Genomic DNA, 20,261 nt, shown 5'->3' on the forward strand with positions numbered 1-20,261 from the left:
CCGGTTATTATCCGGCAGCCTTTTTTTCGCTAAGGGAGGATTAAAAACTGAGGGGCCTAAAATACCCCTAGTTTGTATATTATTTATTATTTGCTATCTTTTTCCGATTGGGTGCAAGCGGGGGTTGTTCCAGCCATTTATTTTCTGTCATTATATCAAACCAATCTTTTGTAACACCTAGGTTTTTTAATATGATCTTTTCATATAGAACTGCAAGGTCTGTGCGCATCGCTGAAGCCAGTCCGACTCCATGATAGGCCTGCGCCGTTTGAATTAAAAAACCCATGTGGAACAGCATTAATTTGTCTGAGAAAGGGGAATCTGTTGAAGTCGTAATCTCCGTTTCCCACGAAGTAGGAACAGGCAAGTTATCTTCTCGCAAAATGTCCCCCAAGTTCTGAATCTGTTCATCCGAAATTTGTTGTGTTGATATTAAGAATTTTCTTACATTTCCTGACTGGGTAACTTGACTGAACGCTATAGACAGAGTTTTCTCGAGTATTTTCTTTTTAATATTAAACGAGAGGCTTATAATCTCGGTAGCGGCTAACGGGCGTTTGTCTCCCAAGTAGCCTTCTAGAAATTTTTTTCCCAAAACATACTCCGGACTTTCTTCAGGGAAAAAGTAAGGATCTCTTTGAAAAAGCCCCTTTTCTAGTAGCAGATCAACCGTCTTATTATACATTTTCTTCCCGTCATCATCACATGCATTATAAAATTGACGTAAATCCTTCCTGACTGAAGCAGAGAGTGAGGATATATGCCCTAACATCCCGTGTAGTGCCATGACATGCAAGTAATGCAAACAGAAGGTGTCTGAAAATAATCTTTTGGTTCCATCGTTAAGGTCAAGATCATTGAATCCAATGGGTATAGGGAATCCTTCATTCTCAAGAAATTTTGATAACCCATGTTTTTGTTGTTCGAATGTTTTTATTGCTTCTTCAAATAGGTTTTTTATCTTTTGATCCTCTAAGATGCTGTACATGTACTTGTTTACAACATGAACCGCCGTTCCGTTTACATACTCCGCCCATAAGGTGCCAATTTCTGCTGAGGTTAATTTTAAATTCTTATAGTCCATCATAAGCTCCCGTCAGGATTAGTTTTTTGTATTATTTGTAATATTGTTCTGTTTTTATCATTTTTTTCGGAGAACTTTAATTTTATTCAGCATAATCATTAGGTTGCCAAAATGAACCGGCAACTTTTTTCTTTTAGAGAGGAATAACATCAGAGTTGCTTCATACATATAGGTCATCGAACCATATCACCTATAACTTAGATGTACTGAAGAATTCGCCCACCTCGAGATGATCGCGACCATGGTTTACAAGCTGACCAAGGATGCGACCGTAGAGCAGCTGAAGGCGGCCGGTCTGGATGATCATTATGCCGCCCATGACCGGGCCCTCTTCTACCAGAACGCCTCCGGTGTGCCGTGGACGGCGGCCTATATCCAGGCGAAGGGGGATCCGATCGCTGATCTGTATGAGGACATCGCGGCGGAGGAGAAGGCGAGGGCCACGTACCAATGGCTAATTGATCTCACGGATGATGTAGACCTGCAGGACGGCCTGAAGTTCCTGAGAGAGCGTGAAGTCGTTCATTCGCTGCGCTTCCGGGAAGCGGTGGAGATTCTGAAGGCGGAGCAGGGCTCGAAGAAAATTTTTTAGCGGACGAGGGGGAAGACGGGGTGGAAGGAATCGCTTCAATCAGGGAATTGAAGGCGCGGGCTCTGGACCAGCTTCGGGGCAATTGGTTCAAGGCGGCTGTGGTTACGCTCATCACTGTAGGTCTGTCGCTGCTTATTTCCGAAATTCCCAAGGCCGGCTCCGTGATCAACCTGCTAATCTCCGGGCCGATCGCCTGGGGGTCGGCATACTTTTTCCTCCGCCTGAGGCGGGGGGAAGGGGCCTCGGTGGAAGACATCCTGCAGGGCTTTGTCCGCTTCGTGCCGGCGCTGGTGCTTTATCTGCTTACTACGCTGTTCGTGCTGCTGTGGATGCTGCTGCTGATTGTTCCGGGTATTGTCGCCGCGCTGAGCTATTCCATGGCTTATTACATCCGGATTGACGAGCCGGAGCTTTCGGCCATGGAGGCGCTTCGCCGGAGCAAGGAAATGATGAATGGCCACCGGTGGCGTTTCTTTGTGCTTGGTTTGAGTTTTATCGGGTGGATTCTGCTTGCGGTGCTTACCGCGGGGATCGGCTTCCTCTGGGTGGGGCCGTATATGTCGGTGACCAGCGCCAATTTCTATACGGATCTGAAGGCTTCGCAGAGACAGGGGTAGAGGAAGGCGGTGCTGGAGGGGGACCGGACTGAAGGGTGAGAGGCTCCCGGTCCTGTGGAAAAAGGACACCGACCTGCTAGGTGCCTCCTCCGGCGACATGATATCTAGAGTTCGAGCGTCCGCGAAAATGATGATGAGTTGTCCTTTGTCAGGTCATACTAAGGGAAGCGTTCTTCAGTCATGGCTGCAGGGACCAGGTCTTTATTCGGGAGTGCCGGTTAACGGCAATCGAATGAAGGCCTTTTTGAAGGTGGCATGCCATGCTGTATCTAAAGAAATTTTAATATAAAATTGACAGAAATTGTCTATCCTAGAGGGTAGTGATGTGAACCGGCGGGAACGAGAAAGGAGGGGAGCGGCCTATACATATCGCGGTGACCTTGGTAACGCTGGTCTGCTTTCTCTGGGCCAAAGGGTGGAAAGCTGCGCCTCGATTCCATTCCACGGTACTTTATATGATCAGCGCAAATGTGCTGTATTTTGTATTCACGACGAACTATCTGCTCTGGGCTTTCGTTCCGGACGTACCCCTATATCCGATCTTTAACGAGCTGCTCTACACCTTGATTGTATTTCCCTGCTCGGTTGTTCTCTTTTTGAAGGGGTGCCCGGAGGAGAAAGGACTGCCGGTTTGGCACTACCTCAAATGGGTCGCTTTTTTCGCGGTACCGGAAGCACTCTATGCCTATACGGGGCACATTGCTTACGGGCACGGCTGGAGCTGGGGGTGGTCCGCCGCTTTCGATCTCATGATGTTCCCAATGCTTTGGCTGCATTCGAGGAGGCCCGTACTGGCCTATATTCTGTCGGTCGGCATTACAACTCTGCTGCTTTACCTCTTCCGCGTCCCGCTCGCCGGCTTGATGGATTTTGGCGGGGCTACGACCGGCGGCCCGGATTGGTTAACATTGACAAGCCCCCTCTCCTCATGGTTCTATGAAGGATGAGACTACAGCGGTTAGCCAGGCGACCGACTGACGTACAAGGGGGACGCAAGAATGACGGCGAGAACGATGCCGGAAGCCATGATATTCGATGTGGACGGCACTTTATTTCAGACGGAGACGCTGCTGCTTCCAGCTTATCACGCCACGTTTGACCGCCTTCGGAGCGAAGGATTGTATGAGGGGGAGACCCCGCCGGAGCAGTATATACTGGGAAGCCTCGGCATGCTGCTCGAGCACATCTGGCAGCAGGTGATTCCTGAGGCGGATGTGGCCGTTCACCGGAGGGCGGACGAGCTCCTCCTGCAGTTTCAGGTGGAAGGCATGGGCCGCGGCGAGGGCCTGCTCTATGAAGGCGTGGCGGAGACGCTGAAGGAGCTGCGGGCGCGCGGCATCCGTCTGTTCACCGCAAGCAACGGCCTCGAGGGGTATGTGAAGGGCGTGATCCGCGCCCAGGAGCTCGAGCCTCTCTTCGAGAGCGGCGGCTTGTTCAGCGCGGGCGAGCACGCCACCCGGTCCAAGGTCGACCTGGTCCGCAAGCTGCTGAATCAGTACGGCATCCGCAGCGCATGGATGATCGGTGACCGCTCGTCCGATGTGGAGGCCGGCCATGCCAACGGCTTGTTCGTGGTAGGCTGCGATTATGCGGGCTTCCGCAAGGAAGGCGAGCTGGACGAAGCGGATGTGCGCATCCGTGATTTTCGTGAGATCGTGAACCTGCTCCCCGAGCAGTAAGTCCGGGACGCGGAAGATGGACCGTAGATCCGGATGACGGCACTTATCCCGTATTCTCCACGGAAGAGCATAGCAAAGCAGCAAAAAATCAGCGGGTGACCCCGCTGATTTTTTGTTTGTACAGCCATGCGGCGAATTCCATCGGCCTAGCGATGGCCTGCCTGTAGGTCTCTCGCTGGCCGATCCGGGAGAAGACCTCGCGCGAGGGCTTCGGATTGACCTCAAGCAGCCACACATGGCCTTTGGGATCAACGGCAAGGTCAATGCCGACCTCGCACTGCATCCCGAACCGCTTCTCGAGATGCTCTACAACCAACAGGCCCAGCGAATAGGCCTCTTTCTTAATGGAGGCGACCTTCTCGTCGGAGTCGAAGCGGTTCTTCAGAAGAGTCTCCATCGGGATGGCCGTGCCGCCGCCATGCAGGTTGGAGGTGACGGACCGCCTGGGGCCGATCCGGCCGGCACAGCCTGTCACCTGCCACTGCCCCTCCCCGTCCTTCTGGACGAGCATCCGGAAGTCGTGCACGCGTCCGTCCTTCAGAGTCAGCGGGATGCCCTGCTGAATAATGTATTTCTCCTCAAGCTTCCATCCGCCGAGCTTCGCAGGGATATGCCGCACCGCGATCTTCTGGACGGGGAGAATCCGGCGGCCTGGATCCCTTCCCTGAAGCATGACCGCTTCGCCGCCCTGCAGCCGCTGCAGGCGGACGATGCCGCGCCCGCCGGTCCCGCTCTTCGGCTTCATATAGATTACGCCGTGACTTTTTAGTAAATCCTCTACGTCTTTTACGCTGTGATAGCGAATGGTAGCGGGCAGGTGAGGGAGGATCTCCTCCTGCTCGGCGAGCGCCTGGTGAACGGTCCACTTGTTTGCGAGCGGGCGGCTGAGATACCGCAGCTTCGCATATTTGGTGCGGAAGCGGGTCAGCTTGCGGAAATTCTCGACACCGTGATAACGGCACCGGTCATAGATCAGCGGGGGGAAGCCGCACCAGCGGCGCACCCAGCTGCCCCTCTCCGCATCATAAGTCATGGCATGAATACGGGAGCCGTCTTCATTCACGTCGTCGGGTGTGAAGACCAGGACTTCGAGTCCCAGCTTGCGGCCGGAGACGCACAGCTTGCGGAAGAAGGAGAGCTCCTCCAGCTTGCGCCCCGGCAAATACATGGCGAGCACGCCAAGTTGTCTGCTCATGCGGCTTTACCCCCTACGCCGGGGTCTGGGCCGGCGCACCCCGGACAGCTGCTGTAAGGATACGGCCTGATCGCCGGCGGCCGCGCTGCGTTTCAATTTGGAGAGATGAATGCAGTACTGGATCAGGTTCTCGAGCGATTTCTGGCGGATGGGCGGTTCATCGAACTTCATGGGCTTGGAGTTTGCTTCAAAAAACCAAATCTGCCCGTCGCTGTCCACCCCAAGGTCCATCGACATCTCGCCGAGGATATGGCCGCTTGCGCTCTCGATCCGCTTTGCGACGGTAAGGGCCGTTTTCTTGGCACGGATGAGGATCCGCTTCGCCGTCGTAGTGCCGAAAGAATAAGCAAGCAGCTTTGCGGGATCGTCGATCGATCCTCCCCGGGGCACATGCGTGGTTATGCTCATCTTGCCCGCGAGCCGCGCTCCGATGCCTGTAACGGACCACTCGCCCTTGCCGTTCTTCTGCACGAGGACCCGCAGGTCGAAGGGGCGCTGTTTGTACAGTGAGAGCGTGATCCCCTGCTGCACGATATATTCCTGGGTATCGACCAGCGGCTTCAGCTCCGTCCAAAGCTGACGTGTGCTCGGGTAACGGGAGATGTGACTCTTGGTTTTCTCCTGGATGCTCAGCTCGAACATCCGGGATTTGCTGCTGTTCTCCACCCGGCTGACCTTCATGATGCCTTTGCCCGCCTTGCCGCGGATCGGCTTCAGGTAGAGGAACGGATAGCTGCCGAGCAGGGTATCGATCTCTTCGCCTCCAGACGACAGACGCTGGGTGGCCGGAATGACGCTTCGGGTCTCCTTGGACTTGCTGAGCCATTCGAAGAGCGTCCATTTGTTGAAGAACGAAGGGTTGAAAAAATGAATCTGCCTGTGCCGCATGCACGTCTGCAGGATCTGCTGCACCTCGGGCAGCAGCTCGAACTTGCGGTACGGAATCCGGTTGTAGATCACGTGGGGGAGCGGAAACACCTGCCGCTTCCATTTCTTGCTGGAAGCGGCGTAAGTGTACCCGACGGCGCTGTCGCCGCTGAGCTTGAAGTCGGCGGTGGTCATGACGTAGACGAGCACGCCATGCTCTTCGCCTTTGCGGATCAGGTCGATAAAATTCTCCTGATTCCCCCTAAAAATCCTCTTTTCATCCACATAAGTGAGGATGGCCATCGTAGGCCGGCCGGTCTTTTTCTGCTGTGCGTGTAAGTCCACTCAGGATTCCCTCCTTGACCGAAATCGGCTCAGGTAGAGACAATAATCGTAGATATATTGGAGGGATGCCTTGCCCTGGTCCTTCAAAGCCGGGTGCTTGAAGATCGAGCGGCCCGGCTTGGAGTTCGCCTCAAACATCCAGATCTTCTCACTCTGGTCGATCCCGATGTCGAAGCCCAGCTCACCGAGGGTGTGGCGGTGCTTCGTCTCGATATCTTCCGCGAGCTTGATGGCCGTTTCCTTTGCATGGGTCAGCACGGTATCGGCGCGGGATCCGAAGATCTGCCGAAGCACCTGTTCGGGGGTCATCAGCATGCCGCCGGTCCTCACGTGAGTGGTGACGCTGCCCTTGCCCGCCTTCTTGGCGCCGATGGCCGCCACGACCCATTGGTTGCTGCTGTTCTTCGTCATGTGGAAGCGAAAGTCGATCGGGCACGAGTCGATCTCGATCAGCCGGATGCCCTGCTGGATGACATAGCCCTGCATGTTGCCGCTGTGGCGGTTGACGTGCGCCATCAGGGATTCAAACCGGCTGAAGCGAAGCAGTACGTTGCGGCTGCCTTTGCGGAATCGTGCATAATATCCGCGCTTCGGATTATAAGTTAGACGGTAGATGCCGATTCCGAGCGAGCCGGCGGTCGGCTTCAGGTAGACGAACTTATGCTTCTCAAGCATATCCTTCACCTGGGAGCTGCTCGGGTTGATCTTCGATTCGGGGACGTAACGGAACGCTTCGGTGCCTTCGAGCAGATTGTAGACGTCCCATTTGTCAAAGAAGCTCCAGTTGAAGAGCGGGATATCGCGCCGGATGAAGCGCTGCTTGAAGGCATTCATCGACGCCAGCTTCTCGGCTCTGCGGCTCGGCAGCCGGTTGTAGACGACGTCGGGGAGCGGGAGCACCTTGCGGACCCAACCGCCTTCGCTGCGCGGAACGATCGCGCTAACCGTCTCCTGGGTCCAGTTCACATCTGCGGGCGAGAAGCCGAAGTAGAAAGCTTTATCCGAGCCCGCCCGCATGAACTCGCGGATAAACTCCGTCCGTGAGCCGAAAGGGGCGGTTGAACTTTTTACCACGTTCGTTAGAATGCCGATCAGCGGTCCCAGCCGGATGTCTCGGCCGCTCGAAGTCGTGACCATCGTCGTTCCGTTACGGGGAAGCTTCAGCTGGGTGTAAACGGTAGGGGTGAGATACAGGTGATTGCCGCTTTTTTTGAGCAGCTTGAGGCTCAAGGAGACGCTCTTGCTGCCGAGCTTCAAGGTCACGGTACGGGTCTTGGACAGCTTCAGCGCCTTGGCCAGATCGCCGCTCAAATAGACGGCGCGTTCCTGCCGCTGGGTGACATGAATCGTGCAGGTTGTCAAGCTCATGTTGAACCTCCTGAAAGTTTTGCCATGGGCAAAACTTGCTTCGTAAGGATGGGCTTAAGTGTTTTGCCGGAAGCAAAAACTTGCTTCGTAAGATATGGACTAGAGCTTTGCCGAAGATAGAGATTGTATTGGTAAGGGATCGGCTGGTAGAGAGTACTTGGTAAGGGTTAGTTGGGAGGATTGGCGAAGGTGGAGAGTTGATTGGTAAGAGTGAGCTGGGAGGATTGGTGAAGGTAGAGAGTTGATTAGTAAGAGTGAGCTGGGAGGATTGATGAAGGTAGAGAGTTGATTGGTAAGAGTGAGCTGGGAGGATTGATGAAGGTAGAGAGTTGATTGGTAAGAGTGAGCTGGGAGGATTGATGAAGGTAGAGGATGATTGGTAAGAGTGAGCAGGGCGTATTGGTGAAGGTAGAATGTGCTTTTTTAGTCATATTGGCTATGAAAAGAAAACTCGCAATGCCATTTCATTTATGAAACTTGCTCTGCACCGGCAGGACGGCGCTCATAAGGTGTCCTTTGCGTTTGAGGGTGGCCCCGGACCTGCCGTGCGGTATATGAAGCTTTGCCGGTCGCTAAGCAGAGTGTCGTTCAGCGAGCACCCTTTCATTCCATTGAAGCCCTGAGTCTGGACGGGTTCCAGGCTGCTGACCAGAATGAAGGCAGGAGTATACTGGAACCATCAGCCGGGCAGCCGATGACCAGGCAGTGACTTGTGCCGGCGACCTATGCGGTGCCCGCGTGCGGCAAGGGGGTGATCCTGCAGTCTCAGCCTCTGGCCTCGGCAATAGCAATAGCGGAACTGAGGTTTCTTATTCGGTTATTTCCCACGATTTCCCGGAGTGTGCATCTGAGAGGGGAATAGCGAATCTCAGTTCTTCTATTTCCGTCCGACTGTGCCCATACATCTCGGTTCCTCGGAATTGGGTGACGCAGAAAAGGATTCACCTGCTTTTGCCTGGGCAAAGAGAGGGCTTCTAGTCATCCGCGCTGTTCATGACAGCGGAGGGTCGGGTAATTCTGCCCGCGATCCAGGGTAGCGGTCTTTGGGCCGAAGCCTGCGCGGCCACGTTAGCGCGCGGCGCGGCAAGCCGTGCGGCCGGAGCAGCGGCACCGGAGTGCATCGCGGCAGTCACAGCCGCCGGGGCTGGAGCGTCAGCGCGCGGTGCAGCGAGCCGTGAGGCCGGAGCGTCAGTACGCGGCACGCCGGGCGATGCGACGTGCCCTGCGGCATGCAGCAGGCTTGCGGCGTACTGCAGCGGCCGGAGCAGGGCGGCTTTGGCGGCCTTGGCATCGCCGAGCAGGGAGAAGACACTGCGGCCCGGCTTCGAGTTCACCTCGAGCAGCCATAGGCGTCCGTCCCGGTCCACGCCGAAGTCGATGCCGAGCTCGGCGAGCCGGCCGTACCCCGCTTCGACGGCCTCAGGCAGCTCCGCCGCCAGCCGACACAGCTCGCGGTGCAGCGCGCTACCGCGCTGCGTACCGAAGCGGCCGGCGAGGAACGCCTCCGCCGGAGCGGCCGTGCCCCCGCCATGCAGGTTCGCCGTCACGCTGCCAGCGGGCGCCTGCCGCACGGCGGTGCCGGTCAGCTGCCAGCGGCCGCTGCCGTCCTTCTGCACCAAGGCGCGCACGTCGAACGCCGCGCCCGCTTCCGTCTGCAGCTGCAGATACTGCTGCAGCAGATACCGCCGGCCGCGCACGAAGCCGCGCAGCCACTGCCCCAGCGTGGCCGCATCCGCGAAGCCGCGAGATACCGCGCTCCCGCGTGCATCCCGGCCCCGCACGGTGAAGGCCGTCTTCGCGCCCTCCGCCGTGCGGGAGGGCTGCGCGCCTGCGCGGAGAGCGCCGCGGCGCACGTGCAGCACGCCGCGGCCCTGCGAGCCGGCCTGCGGCTTCAGGAGCACCTCGCCGCGCTCCTGAAGCCAGGCGGTCAGGGCCCGCAGGGTGAGCGGCTCGGTGCGCGGCAGTAGCGCCGTGAAGCGTCCGTCCTGCGCGAGGTGGCGGTGGACGTCCCACTTGCCGGGCAGCGGCGAGCCGAGCAGCCGCACACCCGGCTCCGCCTGCAGCCTACGCAGCGCCGCGCGGTAGAGGGCGGACGCCTCGGCCGTCAGGCTGAAGCAGCGATCGTAGACGACCGCGGGCAGCGGGCAGTCGGTCCGTTCCCAGCGACGGGCTGCCTCGTTATAGCGGTAGCCGGCGATGACATCGTCCCCCTCCGGCAGATCGTGAGGCGTGAAGACGAAGACGGAGAGTCCCAGGGAGCGGCCGGCCCGGATCAACCGGCGGTAGAAGCCGCGGTTGTCGAAGGGCGGCAGCCCGCTGGTGCGGGCCGTGAGAATGCCGACGGACCGGCGGCCGTCACCCGGCGGCGGGAATGCTCGCGATGGATGCAGCATGAACCTCACCTCTTTCTTCAGGAGTGGGAATCAAAATTTGGCGGCGAACCGGGCGTACTGCACGAGGCCTTTGACCGACGGACGGATCTTGCGCTCGGTATCCAGCGGGGTGTTGTCTTCCTTGGACGGCTTCGAGTTCACCTCAAGCAGCCAGACCCGACCGGATGTGTCGATTGCCAGGTCAATGCCCAGCTCGGCAAAATGCCCCGGCACCTGGCTCTCGATGCCCTTGGCGATACTGAGTGCCGCCCGGCGCAGCTTCGGAAGGCCGCCGGAAGCGGCGGCGGAGCCGCTGCGGGCCAGTGCGTCCTTCACCGTAGACAGCGTGCCGCCGCGCGCCAGGTTCGAGACGAAGTGCTGGCTTCCGGCGATCCGGGCGACGATGGAAGTGATGCCCCACTGCCCGGTATCGCCGCGCTGGACGAGCGCCCGGAAGTCGACGGGGCGGCCTCCGACAGTCAGCAGGGTCAGCCCCTGCTGGATCTGGTACTTCTGGGTCTTGACTTTGCCCGCAATCGTAGTGAACAGCTGCGAAAGGGTGGAGAACGACTGCTTGCGCGCCCCGTTCAGGCTGGTGAAGTGGCAGAGGTAGGATCCTTCGGGCTGCCGGCGGACCCGGATGATTCCCTTGCCGAGACTGCCCGTGATGGGTTTCAGGAACACCGTGGGATGCTTCGTGCACATGGCCTTGAGCATGGAGAAGCTGCGGAGCAGATGGGACTCGGGCAGATAGGTTCCAAGGCCGCTCTCCTTGCGGAGCGCGTCGAACACCTCGGTTTTGTTCAGGTACTTCTCATTGAACATCACAGCGTTGTGCCGCGTCTTGGCATGGCTGACGAACTCCTGCACGTTCTCCAGGTTCTCCAGCTTCCGCGAAGTCAGACGGTTGTAGAGAACGTCAGGCACAGGAAAAGACATTCGCTCCCACGTGCCGGTGTAGCGCCAGCCTTTGACCGTATCTCCCTGGGCCTGCAGGTCGTCGGGCGTGCTGAAGAATACCGAAGCCCCGTACAGTCTGCAGGCGTCGGTCAGCTCCCGGCAGAAAGCCGTATTCACGCCGAACAGTTTATCAGGGGAGCCGGGATGCACCCGGGACACCATGACCCCGATGAGCGGACCGAGTACAAGCGTCCGGGAAGACGATTTATACTGGAGGCACAGCTGATCGTCCTTGAACAGCCCCCATTTCGCAGCGAGGGCACCCGAGATTCGCAGGGCACCCGCCTGTGACAAAGGTACGACTCGCACATCCTGCCGGCTCGACCCGAAGCGCAGCTGCAGCGTCTGCTGGAAAGGAATCTTCCACTTTTTGGCCACTGCTTCGCTGAGCATCACAACGGAGCCGTCCGAGGATAGGCCGGTGCTCTGGATTTGGATCTTTACCTTTGTTCTTTTCATGACGGAACTCCTTCCCGGCACCAGGGAGCACAACCTTCGCCTAAAGCGCCTGGAACATTAACAAACGAACTACTTCATCATATGAGGGCGTTTATCCCTTGGTGAAAAGAAACTGAAGGGCGGCGGAATAATCGTCCCGGTCCCCGGACACTTCACGGAGGGCGAGCTGTCCGGCTATTCCCTGTTGCTGAGGGCAGTTCGGCCGGCGCAGAGAATCGAAGGAGCTCTTTTCCAGAGGGACTGCACTCTTCCAATATGGCGAACGGCAGATTCCACTTTAGGGTGACCAAATTCCGCCTTTGGGCGCCGACGGCAAGGGAGGCCCAGGCGATCCTGTACTCCGAAGGAGAAGGTGGGACGGACAGGTATCTCCCCATGTAAAGAGGGCAGTGCGGCCTCTGGGAGCTCGGCGCGCATCAAGATTATCGCCCTGAGTATAGCCTTACAGTCCCCAAGCGTCTCGAAGGCGGGTTCTGCACTTTCCGGGTGCGGATCGGAAGCGGGTGGAATGAAGCGCCCGGCCCTTATGCCAGAGCTGTGGGCGTTACCGGAGACCACGAGCGGTCATCGACTCGCGAAGACGATTCCGGAAGGCTGGACGGCTGGGAGGCCTCCGTTTGTCTCACCGGCCGATAAGGTCATTTATAAGGTGCAATCCACGATTTATCGGCCCATCCGGACAGCGGAATTGTACATCAGAGCAAATATCCCGGCTTGCTGGAGAGCGGAACATGGGGACCCGGGGCATCCCGACGGGACCGGATCCGATCGCCGACCTGGGTGTGACTCCCATGCAGCTGCTGCCTGTCGCCGATTCCGGCCGGGCGAGTGTCGATGAGGCGGACGCAGTTCCCTCCGTATACAATCGATCACTTTTGTGAGCGGAGGGCCGGTTATCCTATGCTGATGTGCAAGGGGGTGTTCGGCAGACGGCTCGCTGCGCCAATCCCTTTGGATTCCGTTCCAAAGGGATTTTTTTAGGCCCCCAATTTTCGGAGGCCTTTGGCGAAGGGGGATTCTCCTGCTCTCCTGTGAAAATACGAAGCGGCCGGTGTTCCTGTAAGGCTGGGAGAGGGAGGAAACCTGCCGCAAGGGAGCGGGGACCGCGGAAGAAAGCCTCTTCGCTGCGGGAGCAGAAAGGAGCTGAAGTGTGCTGTTCCGCAGGCAGGTTCCAGCGGGCAGCTAGCAGGGAGCGGGAATCAAACTCAACCCAAGGGGGCTTCTCTACTTCAAAATGTTGAAAGAGTCTTTTTGGGGATAAAGACGTTATAATCATGCAACAGCTCAAAACGTTACGAGAGCGTAGCGGTATGAGTGTAGAGAATGCCGCAATAGCAATCAGCACAAGGCATAGGGAAATATCCAATAGCGTAACGCTATCTCTAAACACTCACAATACTCCCGATAAATCACGCTACGATATTTTAGAAGAAAAAATAGAAAATTTGACTCAGCTGCTTGTAAGTCAGCAAGAATGGGCGGCGCAGGCCGCCTTTTACGCTTGCTTTCGCTGGTCAGCCCTCATAATCGGCCGCTTTCACGGCACCGAGTCGGTACATGAGCATGAGCTGCTCCGCCATATATTCCGGCGGGTGGGGTCTGTCCTGCTGAAGCCAGTAAGTGATGACGCCGAGCTGGGCGGACGTGACGTAGCTGTGATAAATATCGGGCTCGACGAGAGGCCGGGCCCCCTTAAGCTCCAGCACGCGGTTATGCCCCTGCTTGATCAGCCTGCACATGACCTCCCGGAGGTTTTCGGCGAAGCGGGGGTAGCCGCCCGGCCCGAGCATGATCCGGTAGAATTCCGCATGCTCCCCGATTTTCTCGAACATGTGCACGAAGATGGGCAGCAGTCTGTCAAAATCCACCTCGTTTCCCGACCCGGCCCACCGTTCTTCCTCCGCAGTCCCCCATTCGCTGAGCACGCCGGAAATGGCCTGGTCGATGAGATCCTGTTTGTCCCGGTAGTGGGCGTAGAATGTGGCCCGGTTTATATCGGCCCGCTTCGTGATCCCTCCGACGGTAACGGCATGCAGCCCCAGCTCTTTCGTCAGGGAGAGGAACGCCTGGAGGATTGCCTGCCGGGTTTTGCGTACCCTGCGGTCTTCCCGGTAATCGTTGGTCATAGGCACCAGCTCCTTTTGCATCATGCCGGCAGGATGGTCCCCAGGCTGCGGTGCGTTGTCCGCCCGCACCGGGTGTCCGCCCTGATATCCGACAGCTTCGATATCTTTGTTGCTTAGTTGACAGGTCCTCTGATCTTGATGGTTGAAACTTCCAGTAGTGTAGGTATAATGGGTTTTGTCATCTTGTATTTTAACATACACCTTGTTGGTTTTCGCGGCATTGTACTTGATTATGGGGAGGAAATGTGATGTCCAAGCTCAACATTCTAATTGCCGGAGGCGGCCTGGGAGGCTTGTGTCTGGCCCAGGGCTTGAAGAAGGCGGGGATCGATTGTGAGGTCTACGAGAAGGACCCCGCGGTTCTGCAGGCGGGCTACCGGCTGCATATGAACGGAGATGGGGGGAATGCGCTTCAGGCCTGCCTGCCGGACCATCTGTACGAGCTGTACCGGCAGACCTCGCGCACGAATCCCCGCCGGGAGCTGGCTGTCATGATCGACAGCCAGGGGGTGGAGAAGGCAGTCCGTCCGCACATTGGCCCGCCGAATGATGAGGTTCTGCCGCATACGGCCGTCAACCGCCGAACGCTGCGCCAAATTCTGCTCAGCGGGATTGAGGACCGCGTGCACTTCGGTGTGGAGGCCCTGCGCTTCGAGCAGGACCGGCAGGGTGTCCGGCTTTATCTGTCGGACGGCAGCCTTGCGGAAGGCGACCTGCTCGTGGGGGCCGACGGGATCAACTCGGCTGTCCGGCGCGGACTCATGCCGGAGGTGGAGCCGGCGGATACGGGTATGCGGATGGTCTATGCCAAGTCGCCTTTGACACCGGAGATTGCGGCCTCCTTGCCCCAGGTGCTCTTCGACGGCTTCATCGGTGCGACCGATGCGACGGGGACCTTCGCTGGCATCGGCGCGTTCGTCCCCCGCAGGCCCATCAGGGAAGCGGCTGCAGAGCTGGCTCCGGGAAGCGTCATCGATCCGGTGGAGCCGTATATGATGATTGCGCTGAGCCGGGGCTTCGGGCCGCTGCCCTTGTCGGACAGCGAGCTTAGAGGGGCGTCGGGGGAACGGCTTCACGAGATGATGCTCAGCCTGACGGAAGGCTGGGCGCCGGCGCTGCGGGGGCTGTTCGAACGCATCGAGGTGCCGTCGATCTTCCCGCAGTCGGTCCGTGTACTGAAGCCTCTAGGGCCGTGGAAGGCGAGCCGGGTGACGCTGCTTGGGGATGCGATTCACGCCATGCCGCCGACCTTCGGGGCAGGAGCCAATCTGGCATTGAAGGACGGTGCGGAGCTCGCAGCAAGGCTGGTCCGTGTGGAAGCAGGGGAGCTTCCCTTGCTTGAGGCAGCCGCCGGCTATGAAGAAGCCATGCGAAGGTATGCTTACCCGATTCTCGAAATGTCCGTCAATCCGAGCTTCAAGACCGATTTTTCCCAGGGGCCCGGGGGCAGGGCCGTGTAGCGGCTTGCCTTCTCTCACGCAAGCAGATCCGTATCGTACGGGACGGTGCGTATGAACCCGCAACAGCCAAAGAAGCCTCCTGTCCACGGAAGTGGAACGGGAGGCTTCTTTTATTCATGGACCTGCTTGGATGTAAACGGGAGTGTGTCCCGATCAGCCCAGCGATTCGCCGCGGCGGCGGGCAGCCCGCTCGCCGAAGAAGACGTAGAACAGCAGCGTATTGACCAGGACGAGTACGGAGAGCACCAGGAAAATATTGCTGTATACTCCGGCGTCCGGCACGATAAGAAGCGGGTTCAGCGCATGCTGGGCCTGCGTCCGGCCGGCATCGAGCACCTTGCCGATGACCGAGGTGGCGATGGCGCCGGCGATGAAGTTCACCATCATGAACAGGCCCATACCCACCCCGGTCTGTTCTCTGGCGAGCGTCCGGGAGACAGTGTTCGACATACCAATCTGCATGAACATTTGGCCGATGTTCCCGAAGATGAGGAAGATCCACAGCACCCAAGGACCGATCCCTGCCGTCACCGACAAGAGGAAGAACGAGAGAAACTGGGATGCGATGGCCAGGAAAATCAGGTAGACGTTGCCCTTCTGATCTGCGAGCCGTCCGCCCGTCTTGCCGAGCATGGAGGCGATGATCGCCCCCGGGAACATGACGAAGCCGATGACCGCCGGGTTCAGCCCGTTGAGCTGCGTGAGCATCTGCGGAGTCAGGAATGGGATGCCGAACGAGAGTGCGCTGGCGATGAAGGTGACGAGCAGGCCGGAAGCGTACTTGCGGTTATTGAGCAGAGCCGGCTGGATGAACGGGTTCTCGGCCCGGCGGATGCGCACGAGGAACAGGGCGAAAAAGATAACCGAGACGCCAAGATAAAGCAAGGCCGAGTTCGTAATGGATAAGAGCAGGAACGCGATCGTCAGGGCAAGCAGTCCGCCGCCGAGAAGATCGGTCCGGCCGGCTTCGCCCCGGTTGTCGTCGAGATACTTGCGGTAGAACGGCAGGGTGAGCAGCGACAGGACCGACAGGAAGAACAAGTAGCGCCACGACAGCGTACTGGTGACGAAGCCTGCGATGATCGGGCCGATGGCCGTGCCGAGCGCGAGTCCGGCCGATGTCGTACCGAGGGCCCGCCCCCGGGTTTCCGGCGGGAAGTACCTTACGGGAATGATCATGGCTGCGGCCGGGATGACGGAGGCGCCCACCGACTGCAAGACGCGCGCGAGGATGATCATCCAGTATTCAGTGGCGACGAAGCCGAGGATGGAGCCGAGCGCGAAGAACGAGAGTCCGACGGTCAGCAGATCCTTCAGCCGGTACTTGTCGGCAAGCTTGCCGTAGGTAACCGATCCGATGGCATACACAATGATATAGGCGGTGACAACCCAGGACACCTGGGAGGCCGTGAGCTGGAACTCCTTGCTCAGCGTCGGCAGCGCCACGTTGAACATGGTCGCGTTCATGACCGAGAGCACGAGCGTGAAGGCCAGCACCTTGATTAGTTTCTCTCCGGCTTGCGATGGATTCATAGTTCCTCCTTCGTCTGTTTCATATTGGTAGTGATGCGTTCGAGCACGCTTCGGAACACGGCGTATTCATCGGGAGCCACTCCCGCAATGGCATCGGCATTGTTGGCGAGCGCCTCCACGATCAGCTTCTGCTGAAGCTCGGCCCCCTTGGGGGTCAGGTGGATGCGGTTCTTGCGCCGGTCCTCCGGATGGGATACCCGGATCACGAGATCCTTCTTGATCATATTATCGACCAGACGCGATACACTGGGCTGGTCTTTACGGGTCCGCACAGACAACTCGGCCTGGGTCAGCCCGTCTTCGTTCCACAGCTGTACGAGCAGGGGCCATTGTTCGATCGTCACATCATACTGCTGCTCGCGGAATCGAGCGCCCAGCCGGCAGCTCATCAGACGGTATGCGTTCCCGAGTAGGTAGCCGAGGGAGTCGGAAAGCTCGTAAGTCTTGTTGTTCATGTGGGCCTCCAGGCTTCAAACGTTGGTTTAGTTTACTATACAATCATTGTTTGAACAAGTAAAAAGTTGATGAAGAAAACGGTCCGCTTGTCCGGGGAGAGCACAGGATCGGGCCTTCTGTAGGATACCCATTTGGGTGCGGCAGGAACAGGGGCGATGGGCCGTCAGTCGTAAGGGAGGCGGCTTGGTTAGGATGTGCCCAAAACAAAAACCTCCATGCCCGTGGGAGTCACGAGAATGAAGGTTTAAGGGGGGCGCTTCGGGAAGGGCCCGGGCCCCAAAGCTGGGCATGCAGTATGCGCCTTCGAGGCGTAAATACAGCAGCAGGCCATCTTGGGCTGGGCATCAGATGAACAATGCCGGCCACAGACGGCCGGCAGAGCAGAGGCTCACGCGTGCGCAGCCCGAAGCGCCCCCGGCGTGCCGCCGGCAAGGCAGCGGCTCACGCGTGCGCAGCCCGAAGCGCCCCCGGCCCGCTGCCGAGCGGAGCCTCTTCCGGCCAGCGCCCTAACGCGCCGCTGCTCGAGGGGCCCCGGCGTACCGCCGGCAGAGCAGAGGCTCACGCGTGCGCAGCCCGAAGCGCCCCCGCCCATCTGCCGAGAGGAACATGGCTCGGCCAGCGCCCTAACGAGCCGCCGCTCGCGTGGCCCGCGTGCCGCCGGCAGTGCAGCGGCTCACGCGTGCGCAGCCCGAGGCGCCCCCGGCTCGCTGCCGAGCGGAGCTTCGCGGGCCAGCGCCCTAACGCGCCGCTGCTCGCGGGGCCCGGCCCGGCGTGCCGCCGGCAGAGCAGCGGCTCACGCGTACGCAGCCCGAAGCGCCCCCGGCCAGCACCTTAACGCGCTTCCGCCTGCTCCGACCCGGCAGCGTTGTACGCCCGCACCCACTTCAGGGCGTCGGCGACGAAAGGAACGGTGCGTGCCGCTTTGGCCTGCACATCCGGGTGGGCGGAGCCCATGGCGAAGCTGTGCGGCGTGGCTGCAAACATCGGCAGATCGTTGAACGAATCGCCGAAGCAGACAGCTTCCTCCGGGGTCAGGCCGAGCACGCCGAGGAGCGCCTGCAGGCCCGTGCCCTTGGACGTGGTCCGGGGCATGACGTCCAGACAGTCCACGTCTGAGATGTAGGCGTCGACGATCTCCCCGTACCGGGCGAGCAGCTTCTCCTGAAGAGTCTTCAGCTCGGCAAGCTCGCCCATGTAGGACAGCTTGCCGCAGACGAGCTCCCCGCCGAGCTTCTCCAGCAGATCCGGCATCGCAATCAGCGGAGCCATCAGCCGGGGCTTCAATGCTTCCGCAGCTTCGTTCCATTCTTTCACCACGTAGCTCTCCGGCGCGGCAAGCACGGTAAGCAGCGAAGTGCCGGCCGCAGCCCCCGCCAGCTCCTTGATCAGGTCTGTGTCAAAAGCACTGCTCTGCACAAGCCTTCCGTCCTGCGTATGCACATAAGCGCCGTTCTGGGAGATGCTGTGCGTGCGCAGGCCGAAGAGCTCCATCACCGCCTCGATCTCGGGATGCATGCGGCCGGAGGCGAAGGCAACGGCCATGCCCGCGGCAGCCGCCTCCTTCAGCGCGTCGATGTCCTCCCTGCGGGCTTGGCGTTCTTCGTGAAGCAGCATGGTTCCGTCGAGATCGCTGACAATCAGTTTGATCATGACTCCTTCTCTCCTTCGCTTGTGATGATAATGTGTATGTCGTGCTCAAGCAGGGCCTGCTTCATCGCGGTCTCCGGCTCGCGGTCGGTGATCAGAATATCAATGGCTTCAAGGCCGGCGAGCCGGTAGAACTGCCGCTGTCCGAACTTGGTATGGTCGGCGAGCACGATAATCTGGTCGGCCCTGCGCATCATTTCCTTCATGACATAGCCTTCTTCTTCGTAGGGGTTCGTAAGACCGCTCTCCGTAATGCCGGAGGTGCCGATGAGCAGTTTGTCCACCTGATAGTCACGGAGCATCTCGAGCGTTCTTGCACCGTAGATAAAACGGTGACGGGGATGCACCACACCGCCGAGAAGATGCACGGTCATGCCCTGCCGGTGCGAGAGAACGCCGGCGATGTCGAATGAATTCGTAACCACAATATGGTCCGTTGTGGACAGATAATTGGCTGCCTGGAGCACCGTGGTCGAGGAGTCCATGAAGAGATAGTCTCCGTTCTGCAGAAGGGAAGCGGCTGTGCGTCCAATATCTTCTTTGACAGCCTTCTCTGACTGCAGCCGGTCATCAAAACGGGGGACGTCCTTGTTCAGCGAGGGGAGAATCGCCCCTCCGCGGGTGCGCAGAATGCCTCCCTGTTCTTCAAGCTTGACGATATCGCGTCTGGCCGTATCGCGGGATACCTGGAACAGCTCGCAGATCTCTTCCACCGAAATGCGGTGGTGCTGCTGCATATGCTGCAGAATAGCCAGCAGTCGTTCTTCCTGGTACATAAGGTCTCCTTTCGCAGGGCTCCTGTTTCATGACCTTATTATACGCATGATTACTTACTTGTTGCAAGCACTTTTAAGTAATATTAAGTATTTGTAAGGGTTAATGCTGGTGTTGCTGATCTGACCCCATGGACTGAACTGGATTGTCCGAAGGTGTTATAGGAATGTCTAAGCGGAAAAGGGTGCCGGCAAGCGATTAGGCCTCCGAAGGTAACGGGGAGCGGAATCCAAGCGGAAATGCGGAAATCCCCCCGGATCATTCGCCTCCCTATAGTGCCCGCGGCGGTGTGCTATTCGGCAGGCCGCGAGCATATGCATAAGTGTACAAGTTAGTTTGCGTTTGGAAGGAGACTGAAGATGGGAAAAGGAACGCGAAGCTTGATTTACCTGGGCTTGTCGCTCGGTATGCTGCTGTTTGCGGTACCCCGGCTTGATCTCGGCGGAGGATGGTCGCTGCCGGCGGTGTTCGGCATGGTGTGGTGTGCGTTCGCGCTGCTGCTGGTTGCGGCGCATCTGCACGAGCTGCTCGGGGTGGAGGAAGAAACGAAGCGGGAGCTGCTGAAGGTCAAACGGATGAAGCGCTGGCAGCTCGAGCAGGCGGTTCGTGGACGCCGTAAAATGCTTCAGGTCAAAAAATAGCACGGCGATCGTGACAAAAGCCCGCCCGTCCTTCCGTAAGGTGAGGACGCAGCGGGCTTTTTTGGATGCAGATCTTGCAGTGGGAG

General features: G+C 58.6%; 17 protein-coding genes and 1 pseudogene. 7 read left to right on the plus strand and 11 right to left on the minus strand.

The window, feature by feature from the left end; all coding sequences use genetic code 11:
- Positions 1-79: 79 nt before the first annotated feature.
- Complete coding sequence (locus ACP26L_RS08250) at positions 80-1,084, minus strand: DUF3231 family protein (RefSeq protein ID WP_426454865.1); 1,005 nt, start codon at positions 1,082-1,084, stop codon at positions 80-82.
- 205 nt (positions 1,085-1,289) lie between these two features.
- Between ACP26L_RS08250 and ACP26L_RS08255 the strand changes: the two are divergent.
- The 4 genes and pseudogenes from ACP26L_RS08255 to ACP26L_RS08270 form a co-directional block, all read left to right on the plus strand.
- A pseudogene (locus ACP26L_RS08255) lies at positions 1,290-1,676 on the plus strand (manganese catalase family protein); the annotation flags it as partial.
- A 20-nt stretch (positions 1,677-1,696) separates the two neighbouring features.
- Positions 1,697-2,293 (plus strand): DUF975 family protein, encoded by a 597-nt coding sequence (locus ACP26L_RS08260; protein WP_426452041.1) that lies wholly within the window; start codon positions 1,697-1,699, stop codon positions 2,291-2,293.
- 374 nt (positions 2,294-2,667) lie between these two features.
- Complete coding sequence (locus ACP26L_RS08265; protein ID WP_426452042.1) at positions 2,668-3,240, plus strand: CBO0543 family protein; 573 nt, start codon at positions 2,668-2,670, stop codon at positions 3,238-3,240.
- Between the two features lie 51 nt (positions 3,241-3,291).
- Entirely contained in the window at positions 3,292-3,972 is a 681-nt protein-coding gene (locus tag ACP26L_RS08270) for an HAD family hydrolase (protein WP_426452043.1), read from the plus strand.
- An 88-nt stretch (positions 3,973-4,060) separates the two neighbouring features.
- Here the strand turns inward: ACP26L_RS08270 and ACP26L_RS08275 are convergent, their stop codons facing one another.
- From ACP26L_RS08275 to ACP26L_RS08295, 5 genes are all read right to left on the minus strand, one after another.
- The gene (locus ACP26L_RS08275) at positions 4,061-5,167 is read right to left on the minus strand and encodes a YheC/YheD family protein (protein WP_426452044.1); all 1,107 of its coding nucleotides are present in this window, start codon (positions 5,165-5,167) and stop codon (positions 4,061-4,063) included.
- A gap of 6 nt (positions 5,168-5,173) precedes the next feature.
- Positions 5,174-6,379 carry a YheC/YheD family protein gene (locus tag ACP26L_RS08280; protein ID WP_426452045.1) on the minus strand — a complete coding sequence of 402 codons (1,206 nt, stop codon included), beginning with the start codon at positions 6,377-6,379 and terminating at the stop codon, positions 5,174-5,176.
- A complete protein-coding gene (locus ACP26L_RS08285; RefSeq protein ID WP_426452046.1) occupies positions 6,380-7,747 on the minus strand; it encodes a YheC/YheD family protein in 1,368 nt (455 codons plus the stop codon).
- Positions 7,748-8,721: 974 nt separating this feature from the next.
- Complete coding sequence (locus ACP26L_RS08290; RefSeq protein WP_426452047.1) at positions 8,722-10,140, minus strand: YheC/YheD family protein; 1,419 nt, start codon at positions 10,138-10,140, stop codon at positions 8,722-8,724.
- 30 nt (positions 10,141-10,170) lie between these two features.
- Positions 10,171-11,538 carry a YheC/YheD family protein gene (locus tag ACP26L_RS08295; RefSeq protein WP_426452048.1) on the minus strand — a complete coding sequence of 456 codons (1,368 nt, stop codon included), beginning with the start codon at positions 11,536-11,538 and terminating at the stop codon, positions 10,171-10,173.
- A 731-nt stretch (positions 11,539-12,269) separates the two neighbouring features.
- Between ACP26L_RS08295 and ACP26L_RS08300 the strand changes: the two genes are divergently transcribed.
- Entirely contained in the window at positions 12,270-12,419 is a 150-nt protein-coding gene (locus ACP26L_RS08300; protein WP_426452049.1) for a hypothetical protein, read from the plus strand.
- A 633-nt stretch (positions 12,420-13,052) separates the two neighbouring features.
- Here the strand turns inward: ACP26L_RS08300 and ACP26L_RS08305 are convergent.
- A complete protein-coding gene (locus ACP26L_RS08305) occupies positions 13,053-13,664 on the minus strand; it encodes a TetR/AcrR family transcriptional regulator (RefSeq protein WP_426452050.1) in 612 nt (203 codons plus the stop codon).
- Between the two features lie 248 nt (positions 13,665-13,912).
- Between ACP26L_RS08305 and ACP26L_RS08310 the strand changes: the two genes are divergently transcribed.
- Positions 13,913-15,124: an FAD-dependent oxidoreductase gene (locus ACP26L_RS08310; RefSeq protein WP_426452051.1), complete on the plus strand. Its 1,212-nt coding sequence runs from the start codon at positions 13,913-13,915 to the stop codon at positions 15,122-15,124.
- A 153-nt stretch (positions 15,125-15,277) separates the two neighbouring features.
- Here the strand turns inward: ACP26L_RS08310 and ACP26L_RS08315 are convergent, their stop codons facing one another.
- From ACP26L_RS08315 to ACP26L_RS08330, 4 genes are all read right to left on the minus strand, one after another.
- The gene (locus tag ACP26L_RS08315; protein ID WP_426452052.1) at positions 15,278-16,657 is read right to left on the minus strand and encodes an MFS transporter; all 1,380 of its coding nucleotides are present in this window, start codon (positions 16,655-16,657) and stop codon (positions 15,278-15,280) included.
- On the minus strand, positions 16,654-17,112 hold the full coding sequence (locus ACP26L_RS08320; protein ID WP_426452053.1) for a MarR family winged helix-turn-helix transcriptional regulator: 459 nt from the start codon (positions 17,110-17,112) through the stop codon (positions 16,654-16,656). The genes ACP26L_RS08315 and ACP26L_RS08320 overlap by 4 nt, the downstream gene beginning before the upstream one ends.
- A gap of 832 nt (positions 17,113-17,944) precedes the next feature.
- Positions 17,945-18,763 carry an HAD family hydrolase gene (locus ACP26L_RS08325; RefSeq protein WP_426452054.1) on the minus strand — a complete coding sequence of 273 codons (819 nt, stop codon included), beginning with the start codon at positions 18,761-18,763 and terminating at the stop codon, positions 17,945-17,947.
- Positions 18,760-19,536: a DeoR/GlpR family DNA-binding transcription regulator gene (locus ACP26L_RS08330; protein ID WP_426452055.1), complete on the minus strand. Its 777-nt coding sequence runs from the start codon at positions 19,534-19,536 to the stop codon at positions 18,760-18,762. Before ACP26L_RS08330 ends, ACP26L_RS08325 begins: the two co-directional genes overlap by 4 nt.
- 357 nt (positions 19,537-19,893) lie before the next feature.
- On the opposite strand from ACP26L_RS08330, the gene ACP26L_RS08335 reads away from it, so the two are divergent.
- The gene (locus tag ACP26L_RS08335) at positions 19,894-20,175 is read left to right on the plus strand and encodes a hypothetical protein (RefSeq protein WP_426452056.1); all 282 of its coding nucleotides are present in this window, start codon (positions 19,894-19,896) and stop codon (positions 20,173-20,175) included.
- The last annotated feature ends 86 nt before the right edge of the window (positions 20,176-20,261 follow it).

The sequence above is a fragment of the Paenibacillus sp. S-38 genome (assembly GCF_049942825.1).
Taxonomy (GTDB): Bacteria; Bacillota; Bacilli; order Paenibacillales; family NBRC-103111; genus Paenibacillus_G.